The sequence below is a fragment of the Nocardioides mangrovi genome (assembly GCF_020073815.1).
Taxonomy (GTDB): domain Bacteria; phylum Actinomycetota; class Actinomycetes; order Propionibacteriales; family Nocardioidaceae; genus Nocardioides; species Nocardioides mangrovi.
In genome coordinates this window covers 236,302-260,002 of sequence record NZ_JAIQZJ010000007.1, presented here as the reverse complement: position 1 = coordinate 260,002, position 23,701 = coordinate 236,302, and the positions used below count along the sequence as shown (strand labels likewise).

Here is a 23,701-nt window from a genome sequence, read left to right as displayed (position 1 = left end):
ACTCGCTCGCGCGAGCCGGTGCGGGTACCGGACGTGTGCTTGACCTGCGGTCGAGGGTACGCCGGGGTTTACCCCTGAGAAACAGGGCCGACTCGTGGACTGGGTCACACCGGAGGGGCTCGATGCCCCCGGGCCGGGGGCCGTCCACCTGTATCGTGTCGCGACGTGTCGGACACTCCTCGCCCCCCGCTGCGCTTCGGATTCATGATCGCGGGGACCCAGAAGGCGGGGACGAGCTCGCTGAGCAAGCTGCTCGACCGGCATCCGCAGATCGTGCGGGCGCCCCGCAAGGAGATGCACTTCTTCGACAACGAGAGCCTCGACTGGGAGCGCCCCGACTACAGCTCCTACGAGGTCGCCCCGCTGCGTCCGCGGCACCGGCTCGTGGGCGACGCGACCCCGCTCTACCTGTGGTGGCCGCAGGCGCTGGAGCGGATCCGGGCCTACAACCCGGACATGAAGTTCATCGTGCTCTTCCGGGACCCGATCGAGCGGCTCTTCTCCCAGTGGCAGATGGTGCTCAACCGGTGGCCCGACCAGGCGCCGTCCTGGTCGACGTTCCTCACCCGCTTCGCCCCCGACGGGCTCGAGGACCGGATCCCGCCGAAGACCAACGTGCACGCCTACCGGATGCAGTCCGGGGTCGTGCGCGGCTACTACGGCGCGCAGCTCGAGCGCGGCTACGAGATGTTCGGCCGCGAGCGCTTCCACGTCGTGGAGTTCCGCCACTTCGTCTCCGACCACGGCCCGGTGGTCGACGCGATCACCGACTTCCTCGGGATCCAGCGCTACCGCGAGCAGCCGGCGCTCCCCCACGCGCTGCCGGGCAAGCCGGCCGTGGCCGACTCCGCCCCGACGGCCGACGACATCGCGGCGCTCGCCGAGCGCTACCGCGACGACTTCGCGCTCTTCGAGCGGCTCTCCGGGCTGGAGCTCGGCGCGTGGCCGCTGCGCCAGATCCTCGCCGGCGAGCTGTCTCCGGCCGACTACGCCGCCAAGCTGGCCGCGAAGGTCACGAGTCCGCAGGCGGGATGAGCTCGGCGCCGGGACGCTGGTCCAGCGGCACCGTGATCGGCCGGACCTGGGCCGGCAGCCACCGCTCGGTGGTGTAGCTGATCACGTGGTCGTACGACGCGGGCGCCTCGATCCGCTCGACGCCCTCGAGGACCCGGCCCTCGCGCAGCGCGTGGAAGACCTCCCACTCGCGCAGCTTGCGCATCGTGCGCGGCGTCGCGCCGAAGAGGTCCTGGGAGTCCCAGTGGTCGAACTCGTCGCTGTCGAGGTACTTCAGCTCGACGCACAGGCCCTCGGGCAGGCGCATCCGCTGCGCCTGCTTGGGGACCATCCGCATCTCCCACTCGTAGGCCTTCACGTGCCGGTAGGCCTGGCCCATGGGGAAGATGTACTCCTCCATGTTGATCATGTAGCGGTCGAGGTAGGCGACCCGGTCGCTCTCGACGAAGAGCGGGTGGCGCGGCATCGAGACCACGGCCTCGACGTTCTCCAGCTGCCACGACAGGTCGGCGAAGGTGTTCTCGCCCTCGACGGTCAGCACCATGTCGCCGTCCCACTTCATGGAGTAGGCCGTCTGCACGTGGGCGAACGACCAGTTGTAGAAGTAGGCCAGGTTGTGCACGGAGTGCTCGGGGGTCGCGAGGTGCTCGGCGCCGCACCGGCTGACCTGGAAGGGGTAGTCGGTGACCAGCAGCCGGTCGCTGGCACCCAGCTCGGCCGCGACCCGGCGGGCGACGTCGGCGGTGCCGTCGGTCGACTGGTTGTCGACGAGCACGACGCCCTGGAGCGCCCGGAAGAGGGAGGGCAGCACCCAGGGCAGGCTGCGGGCCTCGTTGCGGACCCGGAGCACCGCGGTCATGCCGGGTGCGAGCTCGCGGAACTCCCGCGGCCAGCGGACCCGGTAGTCGTCGAGCTGCTCGTCGTTGTCGATGGTGACGAACCGGGAGGACATCAGGCCGCCTTCGGTGCGCCGATGCGGTCGATGCGGCGGACCACCCGGCCGACGAAGCCGCGGACCCGCAGGTAGAAGCGGCGCATCGCCGAGGACTCCTCGAGCTCACGACGGGCGGCGTCCTCGGCCTCCTGGACGCGCTGCTCGCGCGTGGAGCGCAGGTAGGCCGGGCCGGCGGCACCGATGCTGGAGCTGGCCAGGGCCTCGGCCTGGGCGTAGAGGTCGCCGTACGCCCGGCGCAGCTCGTCGAGCGTCGCGTAGGTCCTGGCGGCCTGGGCCGGATCGTCGCCGGGCTCGACCAGGCTGTTGAGCTGGTTCCAGGTCTCGTCGGCGATCTCGCGCAGGTCGGCGGGCACGTTGAGGTCGTCCCACGAGGCGCGCACCCGGTGGAGCTGCGGGTCCACGAACTCGTGGATCTCCTGCATCACGCGGGTGCCGGCGTTCCTGACCTGGTCCAGGTCGAGCTCCTCGCCGACCCGGACGACCGTGCTGGTCCAGTCGGAGAGCAGGTCGTGGTAGCGGACGAAGCTGCGCGCGGAGCCGCGGGTCGCGCGCTCGGTGAACAGCATCATGTTGGTCCAGCCGGCCAGCCGGCTGATGTCGCCGAACTTGCCGCCGTAGTAGGTGTTCTTGCTACCGACCACCTCGGCCGGGTGGCGCAGCATCGTGATCGTCGCGGTCGAGGCGCCGTTGCGGACGGCGGCGACCCGCCACAGGCCGAGGAACCACGAGATGCGGGGATCCTTCACGACGAGCGCGTCGGAGACGGCGAACTGCTCCTGCAGCCAGGCGGCCAGGTCGGAGCGGTTCCACTCGCGCGCGCCCGCGCGACCGGCGTCGAACCAGGCACTCGGACGCGCGTCGCCCGGGTGGACGTTGTTGCGGCGCAGGAGCAGGTCGTGGAACTCCACGACCCACTGGGGCTCGCCGAAGCCCTTCGGGTTGGTGTGGTCGGCGACGACCTCGGGCTCCGGCACGTGGAGGCCCATGTGGCGCAGGATGCCGGCCATCAGGCTGGTGCCGCTGCGGCCCGAGCCGGCGACCAGGACGAGCTTGCGGTTGGAAGGCGCGCCGTCGGGGGTCGAGGCCATCGCCAGCGACTCCTCGGTGATCGGCGGGTCGTCGACGGCCGGGGTGGGCCGCTCGGAGAGCATCAGCGTGCAGACCTTCCTGTGCCACGTCGTCCGCGAGGCGCGGCTTTCCAGCAACCGATCATAGAGGACCCTCCAGGCGTCACCACGCACCGTCACCCGCCGTATGCTCACCCCTCGTGAGCGCCCCCGATCCGACGCCGACCGGCACCGGCCCCGGCCTGACCCTCGTCGCGGGCGCCGGCCGGTCCGGCACCAGCACGGTCGTGGGGCTCTTGCGTCGCCTGGGACTCACGGTGCCGAGCCCCGAGGTGGCCGTCGACGAGACCAACCCCAAGGGATTCGGGGAGCCGCGCTGGGTCGTGGACTTCCACGACGAGCTGCTCAAGCGCTGCCGCGTCGAGGTCTCCGACGCCCGTCCCGAGGCGTGGACGATGGCGGCCGCGCTGGGCCGCGAGACCGACGTGGCCGACCGGCTGCGGACCTGGCTGGGCGACGAGCTCGCCCACGGGGAGCACGTCGTCGTGAAGGACCCGCGGCTGCTGTGGTTCCTCCCCCTGTGGACCGCGACCTCCACCGAGCTGGGCGTCGAGCCCACCTTCCTCACCATGCTCCGCCCGCCCGCCGAGGTGGTCGGCAGCAAGCGCACCTACTACAACCGCGGGCTCGACGACGCCCACGGCGTCTCCGCGTGGCTGAACATGATGCTCGGCACCGAGCGCGCCACCCGGGGCAGCCGGCGCACCTTCGTCCGCTACCACGACCTGCTCGACGACTGCGAGGCCACGCTCGGGCGCGTGGTCGCCGACCTCGCGCTGCCCGTCGACGCGACCCTGCCCGACGGGCTGGCCGGACCGGGCGGCTTCGTCGACCCGACGCTGCGCCGGGTGCGGCTGGAGTGGTCGGACCTCGACCTGCCCGACACGATCGCCGAGCTCGCCCACGAGACCTGGGACCGGCTCGACGAGCTGGCCGGGCCGACCGCGCCCGCCGACGACGGGGCCGACCGGCTCGACCAGGCCCGCGCGTCGTACGCGAAGACCTACCGGCAGGCGGAGGCGATCGCCCGCTCCTCGATCCGGGCCGCCCGGCGCGAGGGGCGCCGCGAGGGCCGGCAGGGCCAGCAGAAGCAGGCCGACGCGGCGACCCCGGTCACCGCCGACACCACCCCCTCGCTGCTGCGGCGCGCCGCGCGGCGCGTCCGTCGCGGCCGCTGACGTGATCCCCGGCCGCCGACCGCTGCTGAGCGTCGTCGTGCCGGCCTACCAGGTCGGGCGCTACGTCGACGAGTGCCTGGTCAGCATCCTGAACCAGTCCTGGCACGACCTCGAGGTCGTCGTCGTCGACGACGGGTCGACCGACGGCACCGCCGCGCGGCTGGCCGCCTTCGCCCGGGCCGACCCACGGGTGCGGGTGCACCGCCAGGTCAACGCCGGCCTCGGCGCCGCGCGCAACGTCGGCACCGCCCTCGCGACCGGGACCTACCTGACCTTCGCCGACAGCGACGACGTCGTCCTCCCCGGCGCGTACGCCGCACTGGTGGGCAGCCTCGAGGCGAGCGGCTCGGACCTGGCCATCGGGGCCGTGCACCGGCTCGACGCCGATCGGGTCACCATGACGCCCCTGATGCGGGAGAACCACCGCGAGGCACACGTCGGCGTCCGCATCGACGACGTCCCGCTGCTCCTCGCCGACGTCTTCGCCTGGAACAAGGTCTACCGGCGGTCCTTCTGGGACACCGCCGGCCTGGGCTTCCCCGCGGGGGTGCGCTACGAGGACCAGCCCGCGATCACCCGCGCGCTCATCGCCGCGACCGGCATCGACTCGCTGACCGAGCCGGTCTACGGCTGGCGGGTCCGGCAGGACGGCTCGTCGATCAGCCAGGGGCGGGCCCGGCTCGACGACCTGCAGGACCGGATCCTCACCAAGCGCTGGTCGACCGAGCTGGTGCGCGCGCACACGGCCGCGGAGACGCAGCGCGTGTGGTTCGCGCGGGTGCTGCCGATCGACCTGTGGGAGTACTTCCGGGCCGTGCCCGGCTGCAGCGACGACTACTGGGACCTGCTGCGGGCCGGGCTCGCGGAGTTCTGGGGCCCGGACACCGTGCCGGTCGAGCAGCTGGAGCTGCCCGACCGGCAACGGCGGATGGCACTGCTCGTGGCGGCCGACCGGCGCGCGGACCTCGAGGCCCTGCTCGCCGCGCCGCGCTGACCTCAGATCAGTCCGGCGTCCGCGAGGAACTCGTGCGCGACGTCCTCCGGGGTCTCGCGGTCGATGGCGACCTTGGCGTTGAGCTCGGTGAGCTTCTCGGTGGTCAGCGCCGCCATGAGCGGGTTGAGCACGTCGGCCACGTCGGGGTGGTCGGCCAGGAAGGACGAGCTGACGGCCGGGACGAGGTTCTGCGCCGGCTGGATCTGCTTGTCGTCCTGGAGGACGACCAGGCCCTGGGAGTCCAGGGTGCCGTCGGTGGTGCTGGTCTCGCCGAGCTGCGACTCACCGTCGAGCACCGACTTGTAGGTCTGGTCGCTGGCGTAGCCGAGCGGCAGCACCTTGGTCACGTCGATGCCGTACTGGTCGGAGAGACCGCCCTCGCAGTCGAGCCGGCCCTTGCAGTCGGGGGCCGCCGCGAGCACGACGGACTTGCCGGAGAGGTCGGACAGCTTGGTGACGCCCTCGGAGTCGGAGTAGTCCTTGGTCACGAAGAACGCGTTGGTGTCGGTGGCCGAGGAGACGTCGAGCAGGGTGATCCCGGCATCGTCGAGCAGCGACTTGCCCTGCTGGGCGAGGTCCTCGCCGCTGCCGGCGGTGAAGGGCTCCGCGTCGGCGCCGTTGGCCTTGGCGTTGAGGAAGTTGACGATGCCGCCGACGTACTCGGGGACGACGTCGACGCTCTTGGGGAACGTCGCCATGTAGGCATCGCGGGTGTCCACGAGCTTGACGGTCGGGTCGTAGCCGGCGGCGGTCAGGAGCTCGTCGTACATGGCGGCGACCATCGCGGCCTCACCGAACGACTGGCTCGCGATGCTGACCGCGCCCTTGTCGGCGGCCGCGGAGCTCGTGGCGTCGTCCGGGGAGTCGGACCCTTCGGAGAGGTCGTCGCCGGCGCAGGCCGTCGCGAGGAGGATCGAGCCGACGGCGAGCACCGCGGCCAGGGAGCGTCGTACGTTCATTGCACACCTTCTGTGTCCCGCGGAGGTCCGCGCGTGTCAGGCAGAGCTAGTGACCGACGGCGTCGGCCTCCTCGGCAACCATAGGGGCGCCCGCCGACATTCCTCGATGACGTTTCGGTGACGTTCCTCGGGAGCGCGGCACGGGGTCGAGTGCCCGTTGGACGGCCGCCGCAATCGCCTCGAGCAGCAGGGCGACGACCGCGACGACGACCGCGCCGGCGATGCCCTTGCCGTAGTTGGTCCGGTAGAAGCCGTCGGTGATCACCCGGCCCAGCCCGGGACCGGCGACCAGGGCCGCGATCGTGGCGGTGGCCCAGACCTGCACCAGCGCGAGCCGGACACCCGACATCACCAACGGCGAGGCGAGCGGCAGCTCGACCCGCCAGAACTTCTGCGCGCCGGTCATGCCCATGCCGTCGGCGGCCTGCCGCACCGACGGCGACACCTCGCGCACGGCGACGTTGGCGTTGGTGATGATCGGCGGCAGCGCGAAGAGGGTGAGGGCGATGATCGTCGCCAGCCCGGCGCGCCCGTAGGGCCCGAAGGAGCGGGTGCCGGGCCAGTCCGCGACCACGAGCAGCGCGAGCAGGGCGAAGGTCGGGACCGCGCGGCCGATGTTGGAGACGTTGATGGCGAGCAGCCCGCCGCGACCGAGGTGGCCCAGCCAGAGCGCGATCGGCAGCCCGACCAGCATCGCGAGCAGCAGTGCGGTGACGCTGATCAGCAGCTGCTGGCCCATCAGCTGGAGCATGCCGTCCTCGCCGGTCCAGCTGGACGCGGAGGTCAGGTAGTCCCAGGTGTCGGAGAGGACCGTCATGCCGCGCGCCTCCCGTGGGTCCAGGGGGTCAGCAGCCACTGGGTGCCGACGATGAGGAGGTCGAGCACGACCGCGAGCGCCACGCAGAGCAGCGAGGCGGTCATCAGCTCGGCCCGGAAGTTGGTGAGCACCCCGTCGGAGATCAGGTTGCCGAGCCCGCCGTACGACACGATCGTGCCGACGGTCGTGAGCGCCACCGTCGACACGGTGGCGACCCGCAGGCCGGCCATCATCACCGGCAGCGCGAGCGGCAGCTCGACGCGCAGCAGCCGTCGCGTCGGGCCGTAGCCGAGGCCGGTGGCGGACTCGCGCACCTCCTCGGGCACGGCGCGCAGCCCCTCGAGCATGCTGCGCACGAGGATGGTCAGGGCGTAGAGCGCGAGCCCGATGACCACCGTGGTCGCGGTGAGCCCGGTGAACGGCACCAGCAACGGCAGCAGCGCGAGGCTGGGGATCGTGTAGACGGCGGTCGAGAGGCCGAGGATGCCGGCCTCGAGCCGCGGGACCCGGCGCGCCAGCAGGGCGAGCGGGAACGCGACGAGGACGCTGACCAGGACGGCGACGACGGTGATCTGCACGTGCTGCACGGTGGCGTCGACGATCTCGTCGCGACGGTCGTGGAGGTACTGCGCGCAGAACCACTCGTTGGTGAGCCGGCTGTAGCAGCTCGGCTCCACGGCTGCCGTGGCCGCCACGAGTAGGGTCACCGCATGGACGCTACCTCCTCGGCAGGCCCATCGGTGGACGGCGACGAGGTGATGATCCGCCTGTCGGGCGTCGGCAAGACCTACGACGACGGCACGGTCGCGGTCCAGGAGCTCGATCTGGAGGTACGCCGGGGCGAGCTGGTCTGCCTGGTCGGTCCGTCGGGATGTGGCAAGTCGACCACGCTGAAGATGATCAACCGGCTCATCGAGCCGACCAGCGGCACCATCGAGATCGACGGGCGCGACGTGACCCGGCAGGACCCGGTCCGGCTGCGCCGCGACATCGGCTACGTCATCCAGCAGGTCGGGCTCTTCCCGCACCAGAAGATCATCGCCAACGTGATGACCGTGCCGCTGCTGCACGGCGAGTCCAAGGCCACGGCCCGCTCCCGCGCGACCGAGCTGCTCGAGCTGGTCGGGCTCGATCCCGCGACGTACGCCGACCGCTATCCGCACCAGCTCTCCGGCGGCCAGCAGCAGCGGGTCGGCGTGGCCCGCGCGCTGGCGGCCAACCCGACGCTGCTGCTCATGGACGAGCCGTTCGGCGCGGTCGACCCGCTGGTCCGGACCCGGCTGCAGGACGAGTTCCTGCGGCTGCAGGACGAGCTCGGCGTGACGGTCGTCTTCGTCACCCACGACATCGACGAGGCGGTGCGGCTCGGCGATCGCGTCGCGGTCTTCGCGGTGGGGGGACGGCTCGCGCAGTTCGACACCCCCGCCCGGCTCCTGGGCCGGCCGGCCGACGACTTCGTCTCCGACTTCGTGGGCTCGACCTCCGGGCTGCGCCGGCTGGCGGTCATCCCGCTCGACCCGGCCCACGTGCAGCCGGTCGACGGCGTACGCGTCGGCGACCTCGGCGCCGCCATCGACGTCGACGCGACCCTCGGGGAGGCGCTCGCCGTGCTGCTGCGCCACGACCGGGGCATGGTCGCGGTCCGGGACGGCGCCCAGGTGGTGGGCGTGCTGACCCCGGACGGGGTGCACCAGGCGCTGCGGGCCGCGCTGGCCGAGATGTCGACCGCCTGATCGGGCAGAGGTGCGTACTCCCGCACGTTTTCGTGGTCTGGGAGCGCTCCCGACCACGAGAACGTACGGGACTACCGACTTGGCGCCCTAGCCGACCGGAACGTCGAGGTGCCAGGACTCGGTGACGTACTTCGTCGTCCAGCCCATCGACGTGTAGAGGCCGGCGGCGCCGGTCGGTGAGTCGGCGTCCACCTCGAGGCCCACGCGGTCGCGGCCGCGGCGGGCGGCATCGGCGATGATCGTGCGCAGCAGGCCCTTGGCCACGCCGCGTCCGCGCGCGGCCTCGAGGACGCCGAGGTAGGACACGTAGGAGCCGTCGGGGCCGTGGGCGCTCTCGGAGACGGTGCCGACCAGCGCGCCGACGGGCTGGGGCTCGTCCTCGTCGGTGAGCTCGGCGAGCCACCAGTGGTCCCAGCGGTGCCCGGGGTCCTCGCGCAGGCGGTGGACGAACTCCTCGAACGTCTCCTCGCTGGAGTTGAAGTGGTCGACGAACGCGCCCTCGAGGACCTCGTGGACCTCCCGGAGGTCGCCCTCGTCGGGCAGCGAGGCGTCGGTACGGCGGACGAGCCGGAAGACCACCCCGTCCGCGGACCAGTGCCGGGGGTCGGGCACCAGCTCGACCTCGTCGAGGGTGACCGAGCGGCTCATCTGCCACCAGGTCCGGACCCGCTCGAAGCCCGCGCCGGAGAGCCAGCGGGCCTGACGGTCGTCGCCCTGGAAGGCGCCGGTGTCGATCTGCTGGGTCTCGAGGCCGCGGGCGGCCCCGACGCTGCGGGCCTGCGCGGCGGCCCAGTCGAAGAGCACCTCCGAGCAGCGGTCCGCGACGTCGCCGGGCAGGTCGCGCTGGACGACGTGGACGAAGAGCATCCGGCCGACCGACCGGTCGTGGACGCTGCCCCAGGCGTGGATGTCGCCGTCCGGGTCGCGGACCACGACGTTCTCGCGCATCTTCAGGCCGTGCTCGGAGACCTCGACCAGGACGTCGTCGACACCGGACCCCGCCCAGCCGCGGCCGTGGCGCTCGTGGTCACGGAGGAGGTGGGTCAGCCGGGCGACGTCGAACCGGTCCGCCGGGTCGGGGGTGTCGACCGTCCACCCTGCGGGGAGTCGGGGATCGGCCTCCAGGGCCTCGTCGGGGTCGCTCTCGAACCGGTTCTGCTCGGGGATCACCCCGCAACGATGCCCGACCGGGACGGGTTGGGAAACCTGTCCCGGGTGTCGCGGAACTCTCAGGCGCGCTTGCGCTGGGAGGCCTCCGCCTCACGCCAGGCGACGGTGACGGCCTCGAGCTCGGCGCGGACGACGTCGAGCTCCTGCTCGAGCTCGGCGACGCGGACGACGGCCTCGGCGGCCTGCTCCTGCGCCTCGGCGAGGCGGTCGCCCAGCTCGCGGGCGTTGTCGGCCCCGGCCCGCTCGGCGGCGTCGGCCCGGCGGGCCTCGGCGCCCATCTTGCGGGTCGCCTCGGCGGCGCGGTGCTGCGCCTGGGTGAGGGCGTCCTCGAGCTCGTGGATCGCGGTCTCCTGGCGGGCGGCGCGCGTCTGCATCGTGTCGACGAACGCCGCGTGCTCGACGCTGCGCTCCTCGGTGAGCCGGCGGTAGGCCTGAGCCTGCTCGGCCCGGTCGCGGGCGGCCTCGCGCCGGGTGACCGCGAGCTCGGCGTGGGTGATCCGGGTGGCGGCCGCGCCGAGCGCGACGCCGAGGACGGCGGCGAGCGTGACGAGGAGCCACGACCCGCTCACGATCGCGCCGACGACCACGAGGGCGGCGACGACGAGCAGCGCGACGGCGACGGTCAGGCGCGTGCTGCGCTGACGTCGCCGGCTCGACCGGCTGGGAGACCGGTCACCGGCAGGAGCCTGGGGGGAAGCCATGGGACCACGTTAGGCGTCCGGATCGTCGGAACGGACGCGACACGCGCGCTCGAGGGCGACCGCCGCGATGACGATCGCCACGCCGGCGAGGGCGGCCGCGGCCGAGCGCCAGGCCCGCTGGGCCGCGAGCTCGGCGTCGACGCCGATCCAGCTCACGGCGTACCCGGCGTAGCCGCCCGCGACCAGCGCGCCGACCAGCGCGCAGGAGCGGGCGAGGACGAGCCGGTTGACCGCGCGGTGCGGCTCGAGGAGGTGGTGCTGGACGTGGACGGCGCGCCAGGTGAGGTACGCCGTCGCGCCCAGGATCGCGGCGACCAGCGCCAGCGCGAGCGGCTGGGCCCAGGTGACGACCGGCGGAGTGCCGACCCGCTCGGTGAGCGGGTGCAGGACCCAGCCGCCGATCAGGCCGACGACGGCCCAGAGCGTGAGCGTGCCGGCGGAGGTGGGGCGCAGCCGCCCCGGTGACGGCTCCTCGCCGGAGGGGTCGGCGCTCACGGGCGGGGCGTCACTGGACCTCGAGGACGAGGTCCTCGCGCAGGACAATGCCGCTCTGGTCGGTCTTCTCGAGCAGGTCGGACACCGGCCCGAGGTCGGGGAACTCCGCACCCGGGTCGACGTCGAGCCACGGCTTGAGCACGAACGCGCGCTCGGTCGCCCGCGGGTGCGGGAGCCGGAGGCTCTCGTCGTCGCTGCGGCGGTCGCCGACGACGATCAGGTCGACGTCGAGGGTGCGCGGGGCGTTGTGGACCTCGCTGCGCTCGCGGTCGAACGCGTCCTCGATCGCCAGCGCGCGGTCCATCAGCCGGGAGGCCGCGAGGGTGGTGTCGATGAGGACGACGGCGTTGAGGTACTTGTCCGCGTCGGCCGGGCTGTCGACCGGCTCGGTCTCGTAGACCGGGGACACACCGGTGACCCACACGTCGGGGGTGTCGGCGATGGCGTCGACGGCCCCTTGCAGGCTGGCCATCCGCTCCCCCAGGTTCGACCCGAGGGCCAGCACGGCCCGTCGGATCGGTCGCATCTCGCCGGTCAGGGTGTCGGCGTCGATGATGTGGGGATTGGGGGTCTCAGTCACGGGGGCCCTCACGTTTCCGGGTGATCGTCAGGACGACGTCCGAGAACGTCGCCTCGATGGGTGCGTCCGGCTTGTGAACGGTCACCCGAGCCCATTCAACACGGCTGTCCAAGAGACAGACGTCCGCGATCCGCTGGCCCAGGGTCTCGATCAGGTCGACCGGGTCGTTCTCCACGGCGGCTTTCACTTGCGCGACGAGACTTCCGTAGTCGACGGTGTCTCGCAAGTCGTCGGAGGCCGCCGCAGGGGTGGTGTCGATGCCGAGCACGAGGTCGATCACGAACACCTGACCGACGCGCTTCTCGAAGTCGAAGACGCCGTGGTGGCCGTAGCACTCGATGCCGAGCACGGCCAGCTCGTCGGTCATCCCTGCTCCTCCTGCTCCAGTCGCGTCAGCACCCGCACGGCGTCGTGGGCGGCGCGTACGTCGTGCACGCGCAGCCCCCACACCCCCTGCTGCGCGAGCAGCACGGTGAGCGCGGTGTTGGCGTGCTCGCGCTCGCCGACGGGGCGGGAGTGCCCGCCGGCCGCGAGGAGGGTACCGAGGAAGGACTTGCGGCTCGCACCCACCAGCAGGGGAAGGCCGAGCGCCTGCAGCGAGCCGAGGTCGGCGAGCAGCTGCCAGTTGTGCTCCGGCCGCTTGGCGAACCCCAGCCCCGGATCGAGCACGATCCGGTCGTCGGGGATGCCGGCGGCCCGCATCGCCTCGACGCGCTGCGCCAGCTCGTCGCGGACGGCCGCGACGACCCCGCCCGGCCCGTCGTACACGGCGAAGTCACGCATGTGGTCGGCGTGGGCGCGCCAGTGCATCGCGACGTACGTCGCGTCGGTGGCGGCCACGGTGTCGAGCATCGCGGGGTCGGCGAGCCCGCCCGAGACGTCGTTGACGATCCGGGCGCCGGCGCTGACCGCTGCCTGGGCGACCTCGGCGCGCATGGTGTCGACCGAGACGGTCGCGCCGCCGGCCGCGAGCTCGGTGATCACCGGGATCACGCGACCGAGCTCCTCCTCGACCAGCGGCCTGGTGGCGCCGGGCCGGGTGGACTCGCCGCCGATGTCGAGGATGTCGGCGCCGTCGGCCAGCAGCTCGCGCCCGTGCGCGATCGCGGCGTCGGGGCGCAGCCACCTCCCACCGTCGCTGAACGAGTCGGGGGTGACGTTGACGACGCCCATGAGGAGCGGGGTCGACGGCATGCGCACGACCCTAGCGGCGGGCGCGGATCGCGGGCCTGGCGGTCGCGGGTTCCGGCTCAGCGCCAGGCGTAGGTGAAGCTCCAGGCGAGCGCATCGAGTGCCGGCTGGTCGAGCTCGGGGTGCCGGGCACCCATCCCGGCCGCGACCGCGCGGCCGGCGTCGGCCAGGCTCAGCGACTCCCAGTCGACGGGTACGGCGAGCGACTCGGCCACGATCGCGCGGACCCGGTCGACCAGCCCGCCCGGAGAGGACGATCGGGCGCAGGCCGCGACCGCGGACTCGTGAGCCCCTGGCCGCGGCGACGTGCCCCAGCCCAGGTAGGCGACGATCGCGCTGCTGAGCTCGTGAGCCTCCACCGCGCCAGTCTGACGCGGAGATCGCGGGGGTGGTCAGCCAGAACCCGCCCGACACGCCGTGCCAGACCCGCGAGTCGGGCGGGTTTCCCCGGCCAGCCGGGGAAACCCGCTCGGCGGCCGTCAGCGGCGGTGGATGAGCGCCATCGCCTCGGCGCGCGTGGAGGCGTTGGAGCGCATGGTGCCGCGGACGGCGGAGGTGATGGTGCGGGCGCCGGCCTTCTTGACCCCGCGCATGGTCATGCAGAGGTGCTCGGCCTCGATCACGACGATCACGCCGCGCGCCTCGAGGAGCTCCATGAGGGCGTCGGCGACCTGCGTGGTCAGCCGCTCCTGGACCTGCGGGCGCTTGGCGTAGACGTCGACCAGCCGGGCCAGCTTCGAGAGGCCGGTGATCTTGCCGGTCGCGGCCGGGATGTAGCCGACGTGCGCGACCCCGGTGAAGGGCACCAGGTGGTGCTCGCACATCGACCACAGCTCGATGTCGCGGACCAGGACCATCTCGTCGTGGCCGAGGTCGAAGGTCGTCGTGAGCACGTCCTCGGGCGACATCCGCAGGCCGGCCGTCAGCTCGGCGTACGCGCGCGCGACCCGGGCCGGGGTGTCGTGCAGGCCCTCGCGGTCGGGGTCCTCCCCGATCGCGATCAGCAGCTCGCGTACGGCGGCCTCCGCGCGCTCGTGGTCGAACGCCGGGATGTCCGCGGGCAGGCGGGTGTCCGGCCGGATCGAGTCGGTCATCGGTGGACGCCTAGGTGGTGGGACCCGGAGGGGTCGGAGGGCTCCCCGGGGCACCACCGGCGCCCGGCCCGTGCACGTCGCCACCGGCACCCGGCGGGGTCAGCACCTGGCCGGAGCCCTCCTGACCGGGCTGGCCCGGCTGCGGCTGGCCGTTGGCGATCGCGCGGTCCCGGATCCACTGCGGGATCTCGACCGGCGGGATCGTCGAGGGCACGCGCTCGTCGGAGCCGGTCCACGCGGGCCGCTCGGGGCGACGGCGCAGCGGCTCGAAGATCCGGGCGACCTGCTCCTTGTCGAGGGTCTCCTTGTCGAAGAGCTCGAGCACGAGGGCGTCGAGCACGTCGCGGTTCTCCTCGAGGATCTCGAAGGCCTCCTGGTGCGCGGTCGCGAGGAGCTTCTTGGTCTCCTCGTCGACGATCGCGGCGACGTCCTCGGAGTAGTTGCGCGAGTGACCGAGGTCGCGGCCCAGGAACGGCTCGGAGTTGGAGTCGCCGAGCTTGATCGCGCCGAGCCGCTCGGTCATGCCGTACTGGGTGACCATCGCGCGGGCCACGTTGGTGGCCTTCTCGATGTCGTTGCCGGCGCCGGTCGTCGGGTCGTGGAAGATCAGCTCCTCCGCGGCCCGGCCGCCCAGCATGTAGGCCAGCGAGTCGAGCATCTGCGAGCGGGTCTGGGAGTACTTGTCCTCGTCGGGCAGCACCATCGTGTAGCCCAGCGCCCGGCCGCGCGGCAGGATCGTGATCTTGTGGACCGGGTCGGTGCCCGGCAGCGCCGCGGCCACCAGGGCGTGGCCGCCCTCGTGGTAGGCCGTGATGAGCTTCTCCTTCTCGCTCATCAGGCGGGTACGCCGCTGCGGACCGGCGATCACGCGGTCGATGGCCTCGTCGAGGGCCTGGTTGGTGATCAGCTTCTCGTTGTTGCGCGCGGTGAGGAGCGCGGCCTCGTTGAGCACGTTGGCCAGGTCGGCGCCGCTGAAGCCCGGCGTACGCCGCGCGACCGACAGCAGGTCGACGTCCTGCGCCAGCGGCTTGCCGCGGGCGTGGACCTTGAGGATCATCTCGCGGCCGGCGAGGTCGGGGGCGTCGACCTGGATCTGGCGGTCGAAGCGGCCCGGGCGCAGCAGCGCCGGGTCGAGGACGTCGGGCCGGTTGGTCGCGGCGATGAGGATGACGCCGCCGCGGACGTCGAAGCCGTCCATCTCGACCAGCAGCTGGTTGAGGGTCTGCTCGCGCTCGTCGTGGCCGCCGCCCATGCCGGCGCCGCGGTGGCGGCCGACGGCGTCGATCTCGTCGATGAAGACGATCGCGGGCGCGTTCTCCTTGGCCTGCTCGAACAGGTCGCGGACGCGGGAGGCACCCACGCCGACGAACATCTCGACGAAGTCGGAGCCGGAGATCGAGTAGAACGGCACGCCGGCCTCGCCGGCGACCGCGCGGGCCAGCAGCGTCTTGCCGGTGCCCGGAGGGCCGTAGAGCAGCACGCCCTTGGGGATCTTGGCGCCGACGGCCTGGAACTTGGCGGGCTCCTGGAGGAACTCCTTGATCTCGCCGAGCTCCTCGATGGCCTCGTCGCAGCCGGCGACGTCCGCGAACGTCGTCTTCGGCATGTCCTTGGTGATCAGCTTGGCCCGCGACTTCGCGAACTGCATGACGCCGCGGCCGCCGCCCTGGACCTGGTTCATCAGGAAGAGGAAGAGCAGGATGATCAGCGCGAAGGGCAGCAGCGTCGCCAGGATCGAGCCGAGCAGGCTCGGCTTGGCGATGTCGACGGTGTACTGCTCGGTCTTGCCGTCGTCGACCTGCTTCTGGACCTCGTCCTGCAGCGTCGCCTGCGTGCCGTCGAGCCAGTAGGCCGTGACCTTGTCGCCGTCCTGGAGGGTGGCCTTGATCTGCTGGTCACCGTCGACGAAGGTGATCTCCTTCACCTCGCCGGAGGTGATGTAGTCCTGCATCTTGGACGCCTCGACCTCCTTGTACCCGCCGTTCGGGGCGAGGTACTGGAGGGCGAGGAGCACGCCGACGACGGCGAGGACGATCCACAGCCAGGGACCCTTGAATATGCGCTTCACAGGCTTCTCTCGGACGAGCTCATCGGAACGGTCGACGGTACACGGGTACGCGTCACCGGTCCCATTGTCGCAGGCCGGTCCAGCGCTGGGCGCCGGGGCGTCGGGCCCGGTCGATCAGGTCGAGTCGGCGCTGATTCACCCACGAGTGGGCGCTGATTCACCCGACCCCGGAGAATCGGCGCCGGCTCGAGGGTGAGATGGCGCCGACTCGGCGAGGAGTCGCTGCTCGCCGATCAGCTGTAGACGTGCGGCGCCAGGGTGCCGATGTCGCGGAGGTTGCGGTAGCGCTCCCGGTAGTCCAGGCCGTAGCCGACCACGAACTCGTTGGGGATGTCCCAGCCGACGTACTTGACCTCGACCGGCATGGTCAGCGCCTCGGGCTTGCGCAGCAGCGTGCAGATCTCGACGCTCGCAGGGTTGCGCGAGGTCAGGTTGGAGGTCAGCCACGACAGGGTCAGGCCGGTGTCGATGATCTCGTCGACGATGACGACGTGCCGGCCCGAGATGTCGGTGTCGAGGTCCTTGAGGATCCGGACGACGCCGCTGGACTTCGTCCCGGAGCCGTACGACGAGACCGCCATCCAGTCCATCTCGAGGTGCCGGCTGAAGCTGCGCGCCAGGTCGGCCATCACCATCACCGCACCCCGCAGGATGCCGACGATGAGCAGGTCCTTGCCCGCGTAGTCGACCTCGATCTGTGCGGCCAGCTCGGCCAGCCGACCCTGGATCTGCTCCTCGGTGTAGAGGACGTTGACCAGGTCGTTCTCCACGTCGGAAGAGTCCATGGCGGGAAGCCTAGTTGCTCCCGCCGGGACCTCAGCGGCGGGGCTTCTTGACGACCAGGGTGACCGAGCCGGACTTCGAGGCCTTCAGGCTCGAGCTGCCGAGGTAGCTGGCGACCAGGTGGTGCGAGCCGACGCCGAGCTTGTCGAGCACGACCGAGACCTCGCCCTTCGCGCCGGCCTTGAGCGTGGCCTCGCCGACGACCCGGCGGCCCTCGAGGATCTCGATGTCACCGGTGGGGCGCTTGGTGGCGGAGGTCGACACCTTCACCTCGATCTCGCCCTTCTCCTTGGTCGTGATCGACTTGTCGGAGAGCTCGGCCGTCGTCTTCGTGCTGGGCAGGGTCTTCTTGAGCGTGAGCTCGCCGAGGGCGAGGCGGCGCTTGGTGACCTCGAGACCACTGATGGTCCGGGTGTCGTAGCCGCTCTTGGAGAGGGTGAGGCTGTAGGTGCCCTTCGCGCCGACCTCGACGAAGAAGAAGCCGTGCTGCGGGCCGCTCGCCCACTGGCTGGCGTAGGTGAGGGCGGAGGCGACCGGCTTGCCCTTCTTGTCCAGGGCCTGCACCTTCACGTCGTCGATGGCCTTGCCGCTCTGGTCGACGACGACGCCCTTGATCAGCGGGCTGCTCGCCGCGGCGTGCGGGGCGGCCGCGGTCGCCTGGGGGTGCGAGGTCGCCGCGTCGGCGGACATCGCGAACGGGACGACGCAGAGGCCGGCGGCCGCGACGGCGGCCACGACGGTACGGACGTGCATGGAGGCTCCTGGGCAGGCGGCGGCCGGGACACCCCGGCGTGGACAGTGTGACTGCCTGATCGGCGGGCTGTCTCAGGATCTGACAGGTTGCTCCACGAACTCGAGGCGACTGTCCACCCTGCGGAAGCACAGGTGGCCCGGGAGGTCGACCCACTTCTGCCCCCGCCAGTCGGTGAGCAGGGTGTCCATCGCGAGCACGTGCCCGTGGAAGAGCTCCGCGGCCGGGGCGCCGGCGTCGAGGGCGGCGATCCGCAGCACCCGACGCCGGATCGGGGACGGCAGGGCCAGCAGCCCGTCGACGGGCAGGCCGTGACCGGCGAGGTCGGCGTACGCCGCCTCGGCGGTGTCGTCGAGCAGGTCCATGTCGCCGCGGAGCTGGTCGGCGGTCCGGGCGAGGGTGTCGGCGACGCCGGGGCCGAGCTCGTCCTCGAGCATCGGCAGCACCCGCCGGCGGACCCGGACCCGGGTGTAGCCGGGGTCCTCGTTGTGCGGGTCGTCCCACACCTCGAGGCCCTCGACCTGGCAGGCGGTCACCGTGTCGTCGCGGGCGACGTCGAGGAGGGGGCGGCGGAAGCAGTCGAAGGCCCGGCGCATGCCGGCGAGGGACCGCCCGCCCGAGCCGCGGGTCAGGCCGAGCAGCACCGTCTCGGCCTGGTCGTCGCGGGTGTGCCCGAGCAGCACCGCGGCGGCGTCGAAGCGCTCGGCGACCTCCTCGAGCACGGCGTACCTGGCGCGGCGTGCGGCCGCCTCGGGCCCGAGACCGGCGCCCTCGACGTGGACGCGCGCCGAGAGGGTCTCGTCGACGCCGATCGCGGCGAGCTGCTCGACCACCCGCGCGGCCTGCGCGGCGGAGCCCGGCTGGAGTCCGTGGTCCACGGTCGCGCCGACGACCCGCCAGCCGGCGGCGCGGGCCTCGAACACCGTGGCCGCGGCCAGCGCGAGGGAGTCGGCGCCGCCGGAGCAGGCCACGACCACGACCCGGCCCGGGTCGACGTCGGCCAGACCCTGCCGGACGGCGCGGCGTACGGCGGCGACCGACGGGTGCAGGGTCACAGCACTCGGCTGACCCAGGCCCGGGGGTCGGCGATCTCGGCCTTGGTCGGGAGGTTCTCGGGGCGCTCCCAGATCGCGTTGAACTCGGCCATGCCGACCTTGTCGACGACACCGCGGACGAACGTCGCGCCGTCGCGGTACTGCGCCATCTTGGCGTCGAGGCCGAGCGCGCGGCGCAGCACGCGGTCGAGGACGCCGACGCCCTTGCGGCGGCGGTTGAAGCGCTTGCGGATGTCGGCGACCGTCGGGATCACGGTCGGGCCGACGCCGTCCATGACGACGTCGGCGTGGCCCTCGAGCAGCGACATGACGCCGGTGACCCGGTCGATGATCTCCTTCTGCTCCGGGCTGCCGACCGCCTCGACCAGGCTGGTGCCGCGGGCGCCGTCGCGGATCGCCTCCAGCACCCGGCCCAGCCCGTCGTCGAAGAAGCCGGACGGCTCCAGCGAGTCCGCGAGCGCGTGCATCTGGCCGAGGAGGTGGTCGCCGAGCCACGGGGTCGAGGTGAACTGCACCCGGTGGGTCTCCTCGTGGAGGCAGACCCAGAGCCGGAAGTCATGGGGATCGACGCCGAGCTCGCGCTCGACGTGGACGATGTTGGGGGCCACCAGCAGCAGCCGGCCGGCCGGCGCGTGGAACGGCTCGAACTGGCCGAGCACCTTGCCGGCCAGGAAGCCGAGGACCCCGCCGACCTCCGCGCCGGTGACCCGGGAGCCGATCGCGCGGGCCAGGCCGGACGGAGTGCGGCCGTCCTTGCCGGTGAGCTTGTCGACGACGGGGCCGAGGGCGACCGCGAACCCGTCGGCGTTGGCCTGCACCCACCCGGCGCGGTCGACGACCACCACGGGTGCGGTCCGCTCGGCGACGACCAGTCCGGTGAAGTCGCGCACCAGCCCGGTCGAGCGGTCGGCGTCCGCACGGAGCTCCGCGACCACGGCGGCGGCGTCCTGCCGGGAGACCTGCGGGCCCTCGCCGGCCAGGCGGGAGCCGATCGAGACGGCGAGCCGCCAGTCGACCATGCCCGCGTCGCCGCCGGCTGCCGTCGAGGTCATGGGCCGACCGTACCCGTCGCCGCACAACGACAGGCGGCGAGCGCGCTGGTCGCGGCGTCGAGGGCGGCCCGGGCGTCGAGGGTGTCGAGGACGTCGATGTCGTCGGCCATGAGGGCGAAGACCATCGGGGCCCCGGTCCGGTCGGTGACGATGCCGGCCAGGCTGCTGACCCCGGTCAGCGTGCCGGTCTTCGCGCGCACCAGCCCGCGGCCCTGGTCGTCGCGGGCCTCGGTGAAGCGCTCGGTGAGCGAGCCGGTGAAGCCGGCGACGGGCAGCCCGGTGATCACCGAACGGAGCTCGGGGTGGTCGTCGCTGCTCGCGGTCTCGAGCACCGCGGTCAGGGTGTCGGGGTCGACGCGGTCGTCGCGGGACAGGCCGCTGCCGTCGTACACGCGGGCGCCGTCGGTCGGGACACCGAGGTCGTCGAGGGTGTCGACGACCGCGCGGGCGCCGGCGGCGAAGGAGCCGGTGCCGGAGGTGGCGATCCCGACCTGGCGGGCCAGCACCTCGGCGGCCTCGTTGTCGCTGGTCTCCAGGGTGTGCTCGACGATCCGGTCGAGCGGCTCGCTGTCGACGCGCGCGAGCTCGGCGGCGCCGGCGGGAGCGGTCGCGGGGGCGGGGTCGCCGGTGGTCCGGACGCCGGCCTTGGCGAGCGCGGCGGCGAACCGGTCTGCGGCCGTCGCGGCCGGATCGGCCACGCGGCCGTAGCCGGCCTCGGTGCGACCCTCGTCGATCCAGAGCGGCTGGATCGGCGCGACCACGCCCTCGGAGATGTAGCTGGCCGGCCAGTGCGGGCTGACGTCGGGTCCGCTGAAGAGGCTGGTGTCGAACCCGACCTTCACGCGTGCGCCCGCAGGCAGCGCCTGGGCGGTCTTCCGGGCGAGGGTCGTGAGGTCGCCGGCCTCGAGCAGCGGGTCGCCGCCGCCGACCAGCACGACCCGCCGGGCACCGTCCGCGACGACGGTGGTCGCGAAGGTGTGGTCGGGACCAAGGACCTCGAGCGCGGCGGTGGTGGTCAACAGCTTGAGCGTCGAGGCGGGGACGGCCTCGCCGGTGCCGTCGGAGTAGAGGAGCGTCCCGTCCAGGCCGGCGACCGTGGCGAGGACGTGTCCGCCGAGGTCGTCGTCGGTCAGGAGCGGCGCGAGGGCGCGGCGTACCCGGTGGGGCGCGGGCGTGCCCGTGGCCGGGTCCGCGACCGCGGCGGGGTCGCCGATCGTGGGGAGGTCGAGGCCCGCGGGAGGCGGAACCTCGGCGGGGGTGTCGGCCTCCGGGGTGTCGTCGCGACCGAGCCAGTACGTCGTACCGGCGGCCGCGAGGATCGCCAGGACGAGCACGACCGGCAGCCAGAACGCGAGCCGGGAGCCGTGGTGTGCGTCACGTCTCCCCACCTGGCACCCCTTCCGACTCCCTGTTTGCGGCCATTGTGCGCGAGACTGACCCAGACCCCACGCGTGGGTCACCCGATCTTGTAGGCCGATGGCGGAGGAAGACGTGCTCGAGTTCGACGTGCTGGTGGAGATCCCCAAGGGCGAGCGGAACAAGTACGAGGTCGACCACGAGTCCGGTCGGCTCCGGCTGGACCGCACCCTCTTCACCTCGACGGCCTACCCGGCCGACTACGGCTACATCGAGAACACCCTCGGCCAGGACGGCGACCCGCTCGACGCGATGGTGATCCTCCAGCAGCCGACCTTCCCGGGCTGCCTGATCCGCTGCCGCGCGATCGGCATGTTCCGGATGACCGACGAGGCCGGTGGCGACGACAAGGTCCTCTGCGTCCCCGCGACCGACCCGCGCCAGGAGCACCTGCGCGACATCTCCCACGTGTCGAAGTTCGACCGTCTCGAGATCCAGCACTTCTTCGAGGTCTACAAGGACCTCGAGCCCGGCAAGTCGGTCGAGGGCGCCGAGTGGGTCGGCCGGACCGAGGCCGAGGCCGAGGTGCACGCGTCGTTCGAGCGGTTCAAGACCGAGGGTCACTGACCCCGAGGGAGTTTCGTCGGCCGGCCGACGAAACTCACGCGAGCAGGTCGGGCGACCGGAGCATCTCCACCGGGACCGCCCAGGCGTCGACGAGGTCGACGGCGATGGGCCGGACCTGGCGGCAGAGCCGGTTGACCTCGCGGCTGATCGACTTCGACCGGACGACGGTCAGGCGGCCGTGCTCCATGAACCAGGCCCGGTCGGCCTCGATCGTGGTGAGTGCGAAGAGGTCGCAGATCAGGCGCAGGGCGACCTTGTTGTCGCCGTCCTCCAGCGACTCGACCCGGTCGACGAAGGCCTCGAGGACGAGCCGCTCGACGTGGGCGTTGGCCGCGGCGATGACGTGGTCCTGGACCGAGGAGAAGACGACGCCCGGGTTCATCTTCTGGTCGATGCCGCGCTTGAGGCGGCGGGCGACGCCGGCCAGCATGTGCTCCTCGCGGAAGCGGAGCATGGCGAGCTGGTACTCCGAGTCGAGCAGGCCGGCCTCCTGGTCCCACTCGTCGCCGCCGGGCAGCAGGTCGCGGACCCGCTCGAGCAGCTTGTGGACCGAGGTGCGCTCGATGACGGTCTCGACGGCGAGGTTGGTGACGAAGCGGACCATGCCGAGCTGGTCCATGTCCTCGAACTCGCTGGCGTAGTCGGTCAGCAGGCCCTTGGCCACGAGCTGGAGCAGCACGTGGTTGTCGCCCTCGAACGTCGTGAAGATGTCGCTGTCGGCCTTGAGCGCCGCGAACCGGTTGACCGCGAGGTAGCCCGCGCCGCCGCACGCCTCGCGGCACTCCTGGATGGTCCGCGTCGCGTGCCAGGTGCCGAGCGCCTTGGTGCCGGCCGCGCGGCCCTCGAGCTCGCGGCGGGTGTGCTCGTCGTCCTTGATGCCGGAGAAGACCTGGTGCAGCTGGGTGCGGACGACGTCCTGGGCGAAGTGCAGCGCGTAGGTGCGGGCGATCAGCGGCAGCAGCCGGCGCTGGTGCATGCCGTAGTCGAGGAGCAACTGCTCCTCGGTGTCCGAGGCGGCCTCGAACTGCCGGCGGCGTACGGCGTACTTCGTCGCGATCGCCAGCGCCACCTTGGCCGCGTTGATGCCGGCGCCGCCGACGCAGACCCGACCCTGCACGAGGGTGCCGAGCATCGTGAAGAAGCGCCGATTGGGGTTGTCGATCGAGCTCTCGTAGACGCCCTCGGGCGACACGTCGGCGAAGCGGTTGAGCAGCGCCTCGCGCGGCACCCGGACGCCGGCGAAGGAGATCCGGCCGTTGTCGACGCCGTTGAGGCCCATCTTGCGGCCGTCGTCCTCGATGGTGACGCCGTCGAGGACCTTCCCGTCCTTGCGCACCGGGACGACGAAGGCGTGGACCCCCTCCGAGGTGCCGTCGATCTCGAGCTGCGCGAAGACCACGGCGAGCTCGGCGTGCTTGGCCGCGTTGCCGATGTAGTCCTTGCGGGCCTGCTCGCCGTGCGTGGTGATCACGAACTCCTGGGTGTCCGCGTCGTACGTCGCGACCGTGCCGAGCGCCTGCACGTTGGAGCCGTGGCCGGTCTCGGTCATCGCGAAGCAGCCCATCAGCTTCCCGCTGACGAGGTCGGCGAGGTAGGCGTCGTGGTGGTGCTTCGTGCCGAGCTGGAGGATCGCGCCGCCGAAGAGGCCGAACTGGACGCCGACCTTCACCAGGACCGACAGGTCGCCGTAGGCGAGGGTCTCGAACGCCGCGATCGAGGCACCGATGTCGCCACCGCCGCCGTACTCCTCCGGGAAGCCCATGCCGGTCTGTCCGGTCGCGGCCATCTCGACCACGAGCTCGCGGACCCGCTCGCGGAACTCGTCGACGCCGAGCTCCTCGGCGTCCTCGAGGACGGAGGCGTACGTCGCGAGGTTGCTGCGGACCAGGTCGCGGATCTCGGCGTACTCCCCGTCGAGGAGCGTGGTCAGGGCGGGGACGTCGACCTCGGGGGTGGGCGCGCCCGCGGTCACGGGGGGCACGGCGGTGTCGGTGGCCATGC

The 23,701-nt window shown here is 72.3% G+C and carries 25 protein-coding genes; 5 read left to right on the top strand and 20 right to left on the bottom strand.

The features are described 5' to 3' along the window. The first annotated feature begins 204 nt into the window (after positions 1–204). Positions 205–1,035, top strand: a complete 831-nt coding sequence (locus K8U61_RS13795) for a sulfotransferase family protein (protein ID WP_224123611.1) — start codon at positions 205–207, stop codon at positions 1,033–1,035. Here the strand turns inward: K8U61_RS13795 and K8U61_RS13790 are convergent. Both K8U61_RS13790 and K8U61_RS13785 read right to left on the bottom strand, forming a co-directional pair. Continuing rightward, entirely contained in the window at positions 1,013–1,966 is a 954-nt protein-coding gene (locus K8U61_RS13790; RefSeq protein WP_224123610.1) for a glycosyltransferase family protein, read from the bottom strand. The genes K8U61_RS13795 and K8U61_RS13790 overlap by 23 nt on opposite strands. Next, entirely contained in the window at positions 1,966–3,120 is a 1,155-nt protein-coding gene (locus tag K8U61_RS13785) for a sulfotransferase family protein (RefSeq protein ID WP_224123609.1), read from the bottom strand. The genes K8U61_RS13790 and K8U61_RS13785 overlap by 1 nt, the downstream gene beginning before the upstream one ends. A gap of 116 nt (positions 3,121–3,236) precedes the next feature. Here K8U61_RS13785 and K8U61_RS13780 point away from each other — a divergent pair, with 116 nt between their 5' ends. Both K8U61_RS13780 and K8U61_RS13775 read left to right on the top strand, forming a co-directional pair. Beyond that, positions 3,237–4,274 (top strand): sulfotransferase family protein, encoded by a 1,038-nt coding sequence (locus tag K8U61_RS13780; protein WP_224123608.1) that lies wholly within the window; start codon positions 3,237–3,239, stop codon positions 4,272–4,274. 1 nt (position 4,275) lies between these two features. Beyond that, a complete protein-coding gene (locus tag K8U61_RS13775; protein ID WP_224123607.1) occupies positions 4,276–5,268 on the top strand; it encodes a glycosyltransferase family 2 protein in 993 nt (330 codons plus the stop codon). Between the two features lie 2 nt (positions 5,269–5,270). Here K8U61_RS13775 and K8U61_RS13770 read toward each other — a convergent pair whose 3' ends face one another. From K8U61_RS13770 to K8U61_RS13760, 3 genes are read right to left on the bottom strand one after another with little or no spacing between them, the layout of a single operon-like run. Further along, positions 5,271–6,227, bottom strand: coding sequence for an ABC transporter substrate-binding protein (locus K8U61_RS13770; protein WP_224123606.1), 957 nt, complete (start codon positions 6,225–6,227; stop codon positions 5,271–5,273). Between the two features lie 46 nt (positions 6,228–6,273). Further along, complete coding sequence (locus tag K8U61_RS13765; RefSeq protein WP_224123605.1) at positions 6,274–7,044, bottom strand: ABC transporter permease; 771 nt, start codon at positions 7,042–7,044, stop codon at positions 6,274–6,276. Beyond that, complete coding sequence (locus K8U61_RS13760; protein WP_224123604.1) at positions 7,041–7,751, bottom strand: ABC transporter permease; 711 nt, start codon at positions 7,749–7,751, stop codon at positions 7,041–7,043. The genes K8U61_RS13765 and K8U61_RS13760 overlap by 4 nt, the downstream gene beginning before the upstream one ends. Positions 7,752–7,754: 3 nt before the next feature. Between K8U61_RS13760 and K8U61_RS13755 the strand changes: the two genes are divergently transcribed. Then, positions 7,755–8,777, top strand: a complete 1,023-nt coding sequence (locus K8U61_RS13755) for an ABC transporter ATP-binding protein (RefSeq protein ID WP_372454254.1) — start codon at positions 7,755–7,757, stop codon at positions 8,775–8,777. An 87-nt stretch (positions 8,778–8,864) separates the two neighbouring features. On the opposite strand, the gene K8U61_RS25505 is transcribed toward K8U61_RS13755, so the two are convergent. From K8U61_RS25505 to dacB, 14 genes are all read right to left on the bottom strand, one after another. Further along, positions 8,865–9,947 (bottom strand): GNAT family N-acetyltransferase, encoded by a 1,083-nt coding sequence (locus tag K8U61_RS25505; protein ID WP_224123603.1) that lies wholly within the window; start codon positions 9,945–9,947, stop codon positions 8,865–8,867. Positions 9,948–10,006: 59 nt separating this feature from the next. Beyond that, positions 10,007–10,648: a hypothetical protein gene (locus tag K8U61_RS13745; RefSeq protein ID WP_224123602.1), complete on the bottom strand. Its 642-nt coding sequence runs from the start codon at positions 10,646–10,648 to the stop codon at positions 10,007–10,009. A 9-nt stretch (positions 10,649–10,657) separates the two neighbouring features. Further along, complete coding sequence (locus tag K8U61_RS13740; RefSeq protein WP_224123601.1) at positions 10,658–11,143, bottom strand: DUF3180 domain-containing protein; 486 nt, start codon at positions 11,141–11,143, stop codon at positions 10,658–10,660. 10 nt (positions 11,144–11,153) lie between these two features. Next, on the bottom strand, positions 11,154–11,723 hold the full coding sequence (folK, locus tag K8U61_RS13735) for a 2-amino-4-hydroxy-6-hydroxymethyldihydropteridine diphosphokinase (protein ID WP_224123600.1): 570 nt from the start codon (positions 11,721–11,723) through the stop codon (positions 11,154–11,156). Next, positions 11,716–12,090 carry a dihydroneopterin aldolase gene (gene folB / locus K8U61_RS13730; RefSeq protein ID WP_224123599.1) on the bottom strand — a complete coding sequence of 125 codons (375 nt, stop codon included), beginning with the start codon at positions 12,088–12,090 and terminating at the stop codon, positions 11,716–11,718. The genes folK and folB overlap by 8 nt, the downstream gene beginning before the upstream one ends. Next, positions 12,087–12,917 carry a dihydropteroate synthase gene (folP, locus tag K8U61_RS13725; RefSeq protein WP_224123598.1) on the bottom strand — a complete coding sequence of 277 codons (831 nt, stop codon included), beginning with the start codon at positions 12,915–12,917 and terminating at the stop codon, positions 12,087–12,089. The genes folB and folP overlap by 4 nt, the downstream gene beginning before the upstream one ends. 56 nt (positions 12,918–12,973) lie before the next feature. Next, a complete protein-coding gene (locus K8U61_RS13720) occupies positions 12,974–13,273 on the bottom strand; it encodes a hypothetical protein (RefSeq protein WP_224123597.1) in 300 nt (99 codons plus the stop codon). Between the two features lie 120 nt (positions 13,274–13,393). Then, entirely contained in the window at positions 13,394–14,008 is a 615-nt protein-coding gene (gene folE, locus K8U61_RS13715; protein ID WP_224123596.1) for a GTP cyclohydrolase I FolE, read from the bottom strand. Positions 14,009–14,018: 10 nt separating this feature from the next. Continuing rightward, positions 14,019–16,076 carry an ATP-dependent zinc metalloprotease FtsH gene (ftsH, locus tag K8U61_RS13710; protein ID WP_224123595.1) on the bottom strand — a complete coding sequence of 686 codons (2,058 nt, stop codon included), beginning with the start codon at positions 16,074–16,076 and terminating at the stop codon, positions 14,019–14,021. A 233-nt stretch (positions 16,077–16,309) separates the two neighbouring features. Next, on the bottom strand, positions 16,310–16,861 hold the full coding sequence (gene hpt, locus K8U61_RS13705; protein ID WP_224123594.1) for a hypoxanthine phosphoribosyltransferase: 552 nt from the start codon (positions 16,859–16,861) through the stop codon (positions 16,310–16,312). A gap of 31 nt (positions 16,862–16,892) precedes the next feature. Further along, on the bottom strand, positions 16,893–17,612 hold the full coding sequence (locus tag K8U61_RS13700; protein WP_224123593.1) for an Ig-like domain repeat protein: 720 nt from the start codon (positions 17,610–17,612) through the stop codon (positions 16,893–16,895). A 72-nt stretch (positions 17,613–17,684) separates the two neighbouring features. Then, on the bottom strand, positions 17,685–18,665 hold the full coding sequence (tilS, locus tag K8U61_RS13695; RefSeq protein WP_224123592.1) for a tRNA lysidine(34) synthetase TilS: 981 nt from the start codon (positions 18,663–18,665) through the stop codon (positions 17,685–17,687). Next, positions 18,662–19,717, bottom strand: coding sequence for an Rv3626c family coenzyme F420 biosynthesis-associated protein (locus K8U61_RS13690; protein WP_224123591.1), 1,056 nt, complete (start codon positions 19,715–19,717; stop codon positions 18,662–18,664). Before K8U61_RS13690 ends, tilS begins: the two co-directional genes overlap by 4 nt. Further along, positions 19,714–21,105, bottom strand: a complete 1,392-nt coding sequence (gene dacB, locus K8U61_RS13685) for a D-alanyl-D-alanine carboxypeptidase/D-alanyl-D-alanine endopeptidase (RefSeq protein ID WP_224123590.1) — start codon at positions 21,103–21,105, stop codon at positions 19,714–19,716. The genes K8U61_RS13690 and dacB overlap by 4 nt, the downstream gene beginning before the upstream one ends. Positions 21,106–21,193: 88 nt before the next feature. On the opposite strand from dacB, the gene K8U61_RS13680 reads away from it, so the two are divergent. Then, positions 21,194–21,700 carry an inorganic diphosphatase gene (locus tag K8U61_RS13680; RefSeq protein ID WP_224123589.1) on the top strand — a complete coding sequence of 169 codons (507 nt, stop codon included), beginning with the start codon at positions 21,194–21,196 and terminating at the stop codon, positions 21,698–21,700. Positions 21,701–21,734: 34 nt separating this feature from the next. Here K8U61_RS13680 and K8U61_RS13675 read toward each other — a convergent pair whose 3' ends face one another. Continuing rightward, a complete protein-coding gene (locus tag K8U61_RS13675; RefSeq protein ID WP_224123588.1) occupies positions 21,735–23,699 on the bottom strand; it encodes an acyl-CoA dehydrogenase family protein in 1,965 nt (654 codons plus the stop codon). Positions 23,700–23,701: the final 2 nt, after the last annotated feature.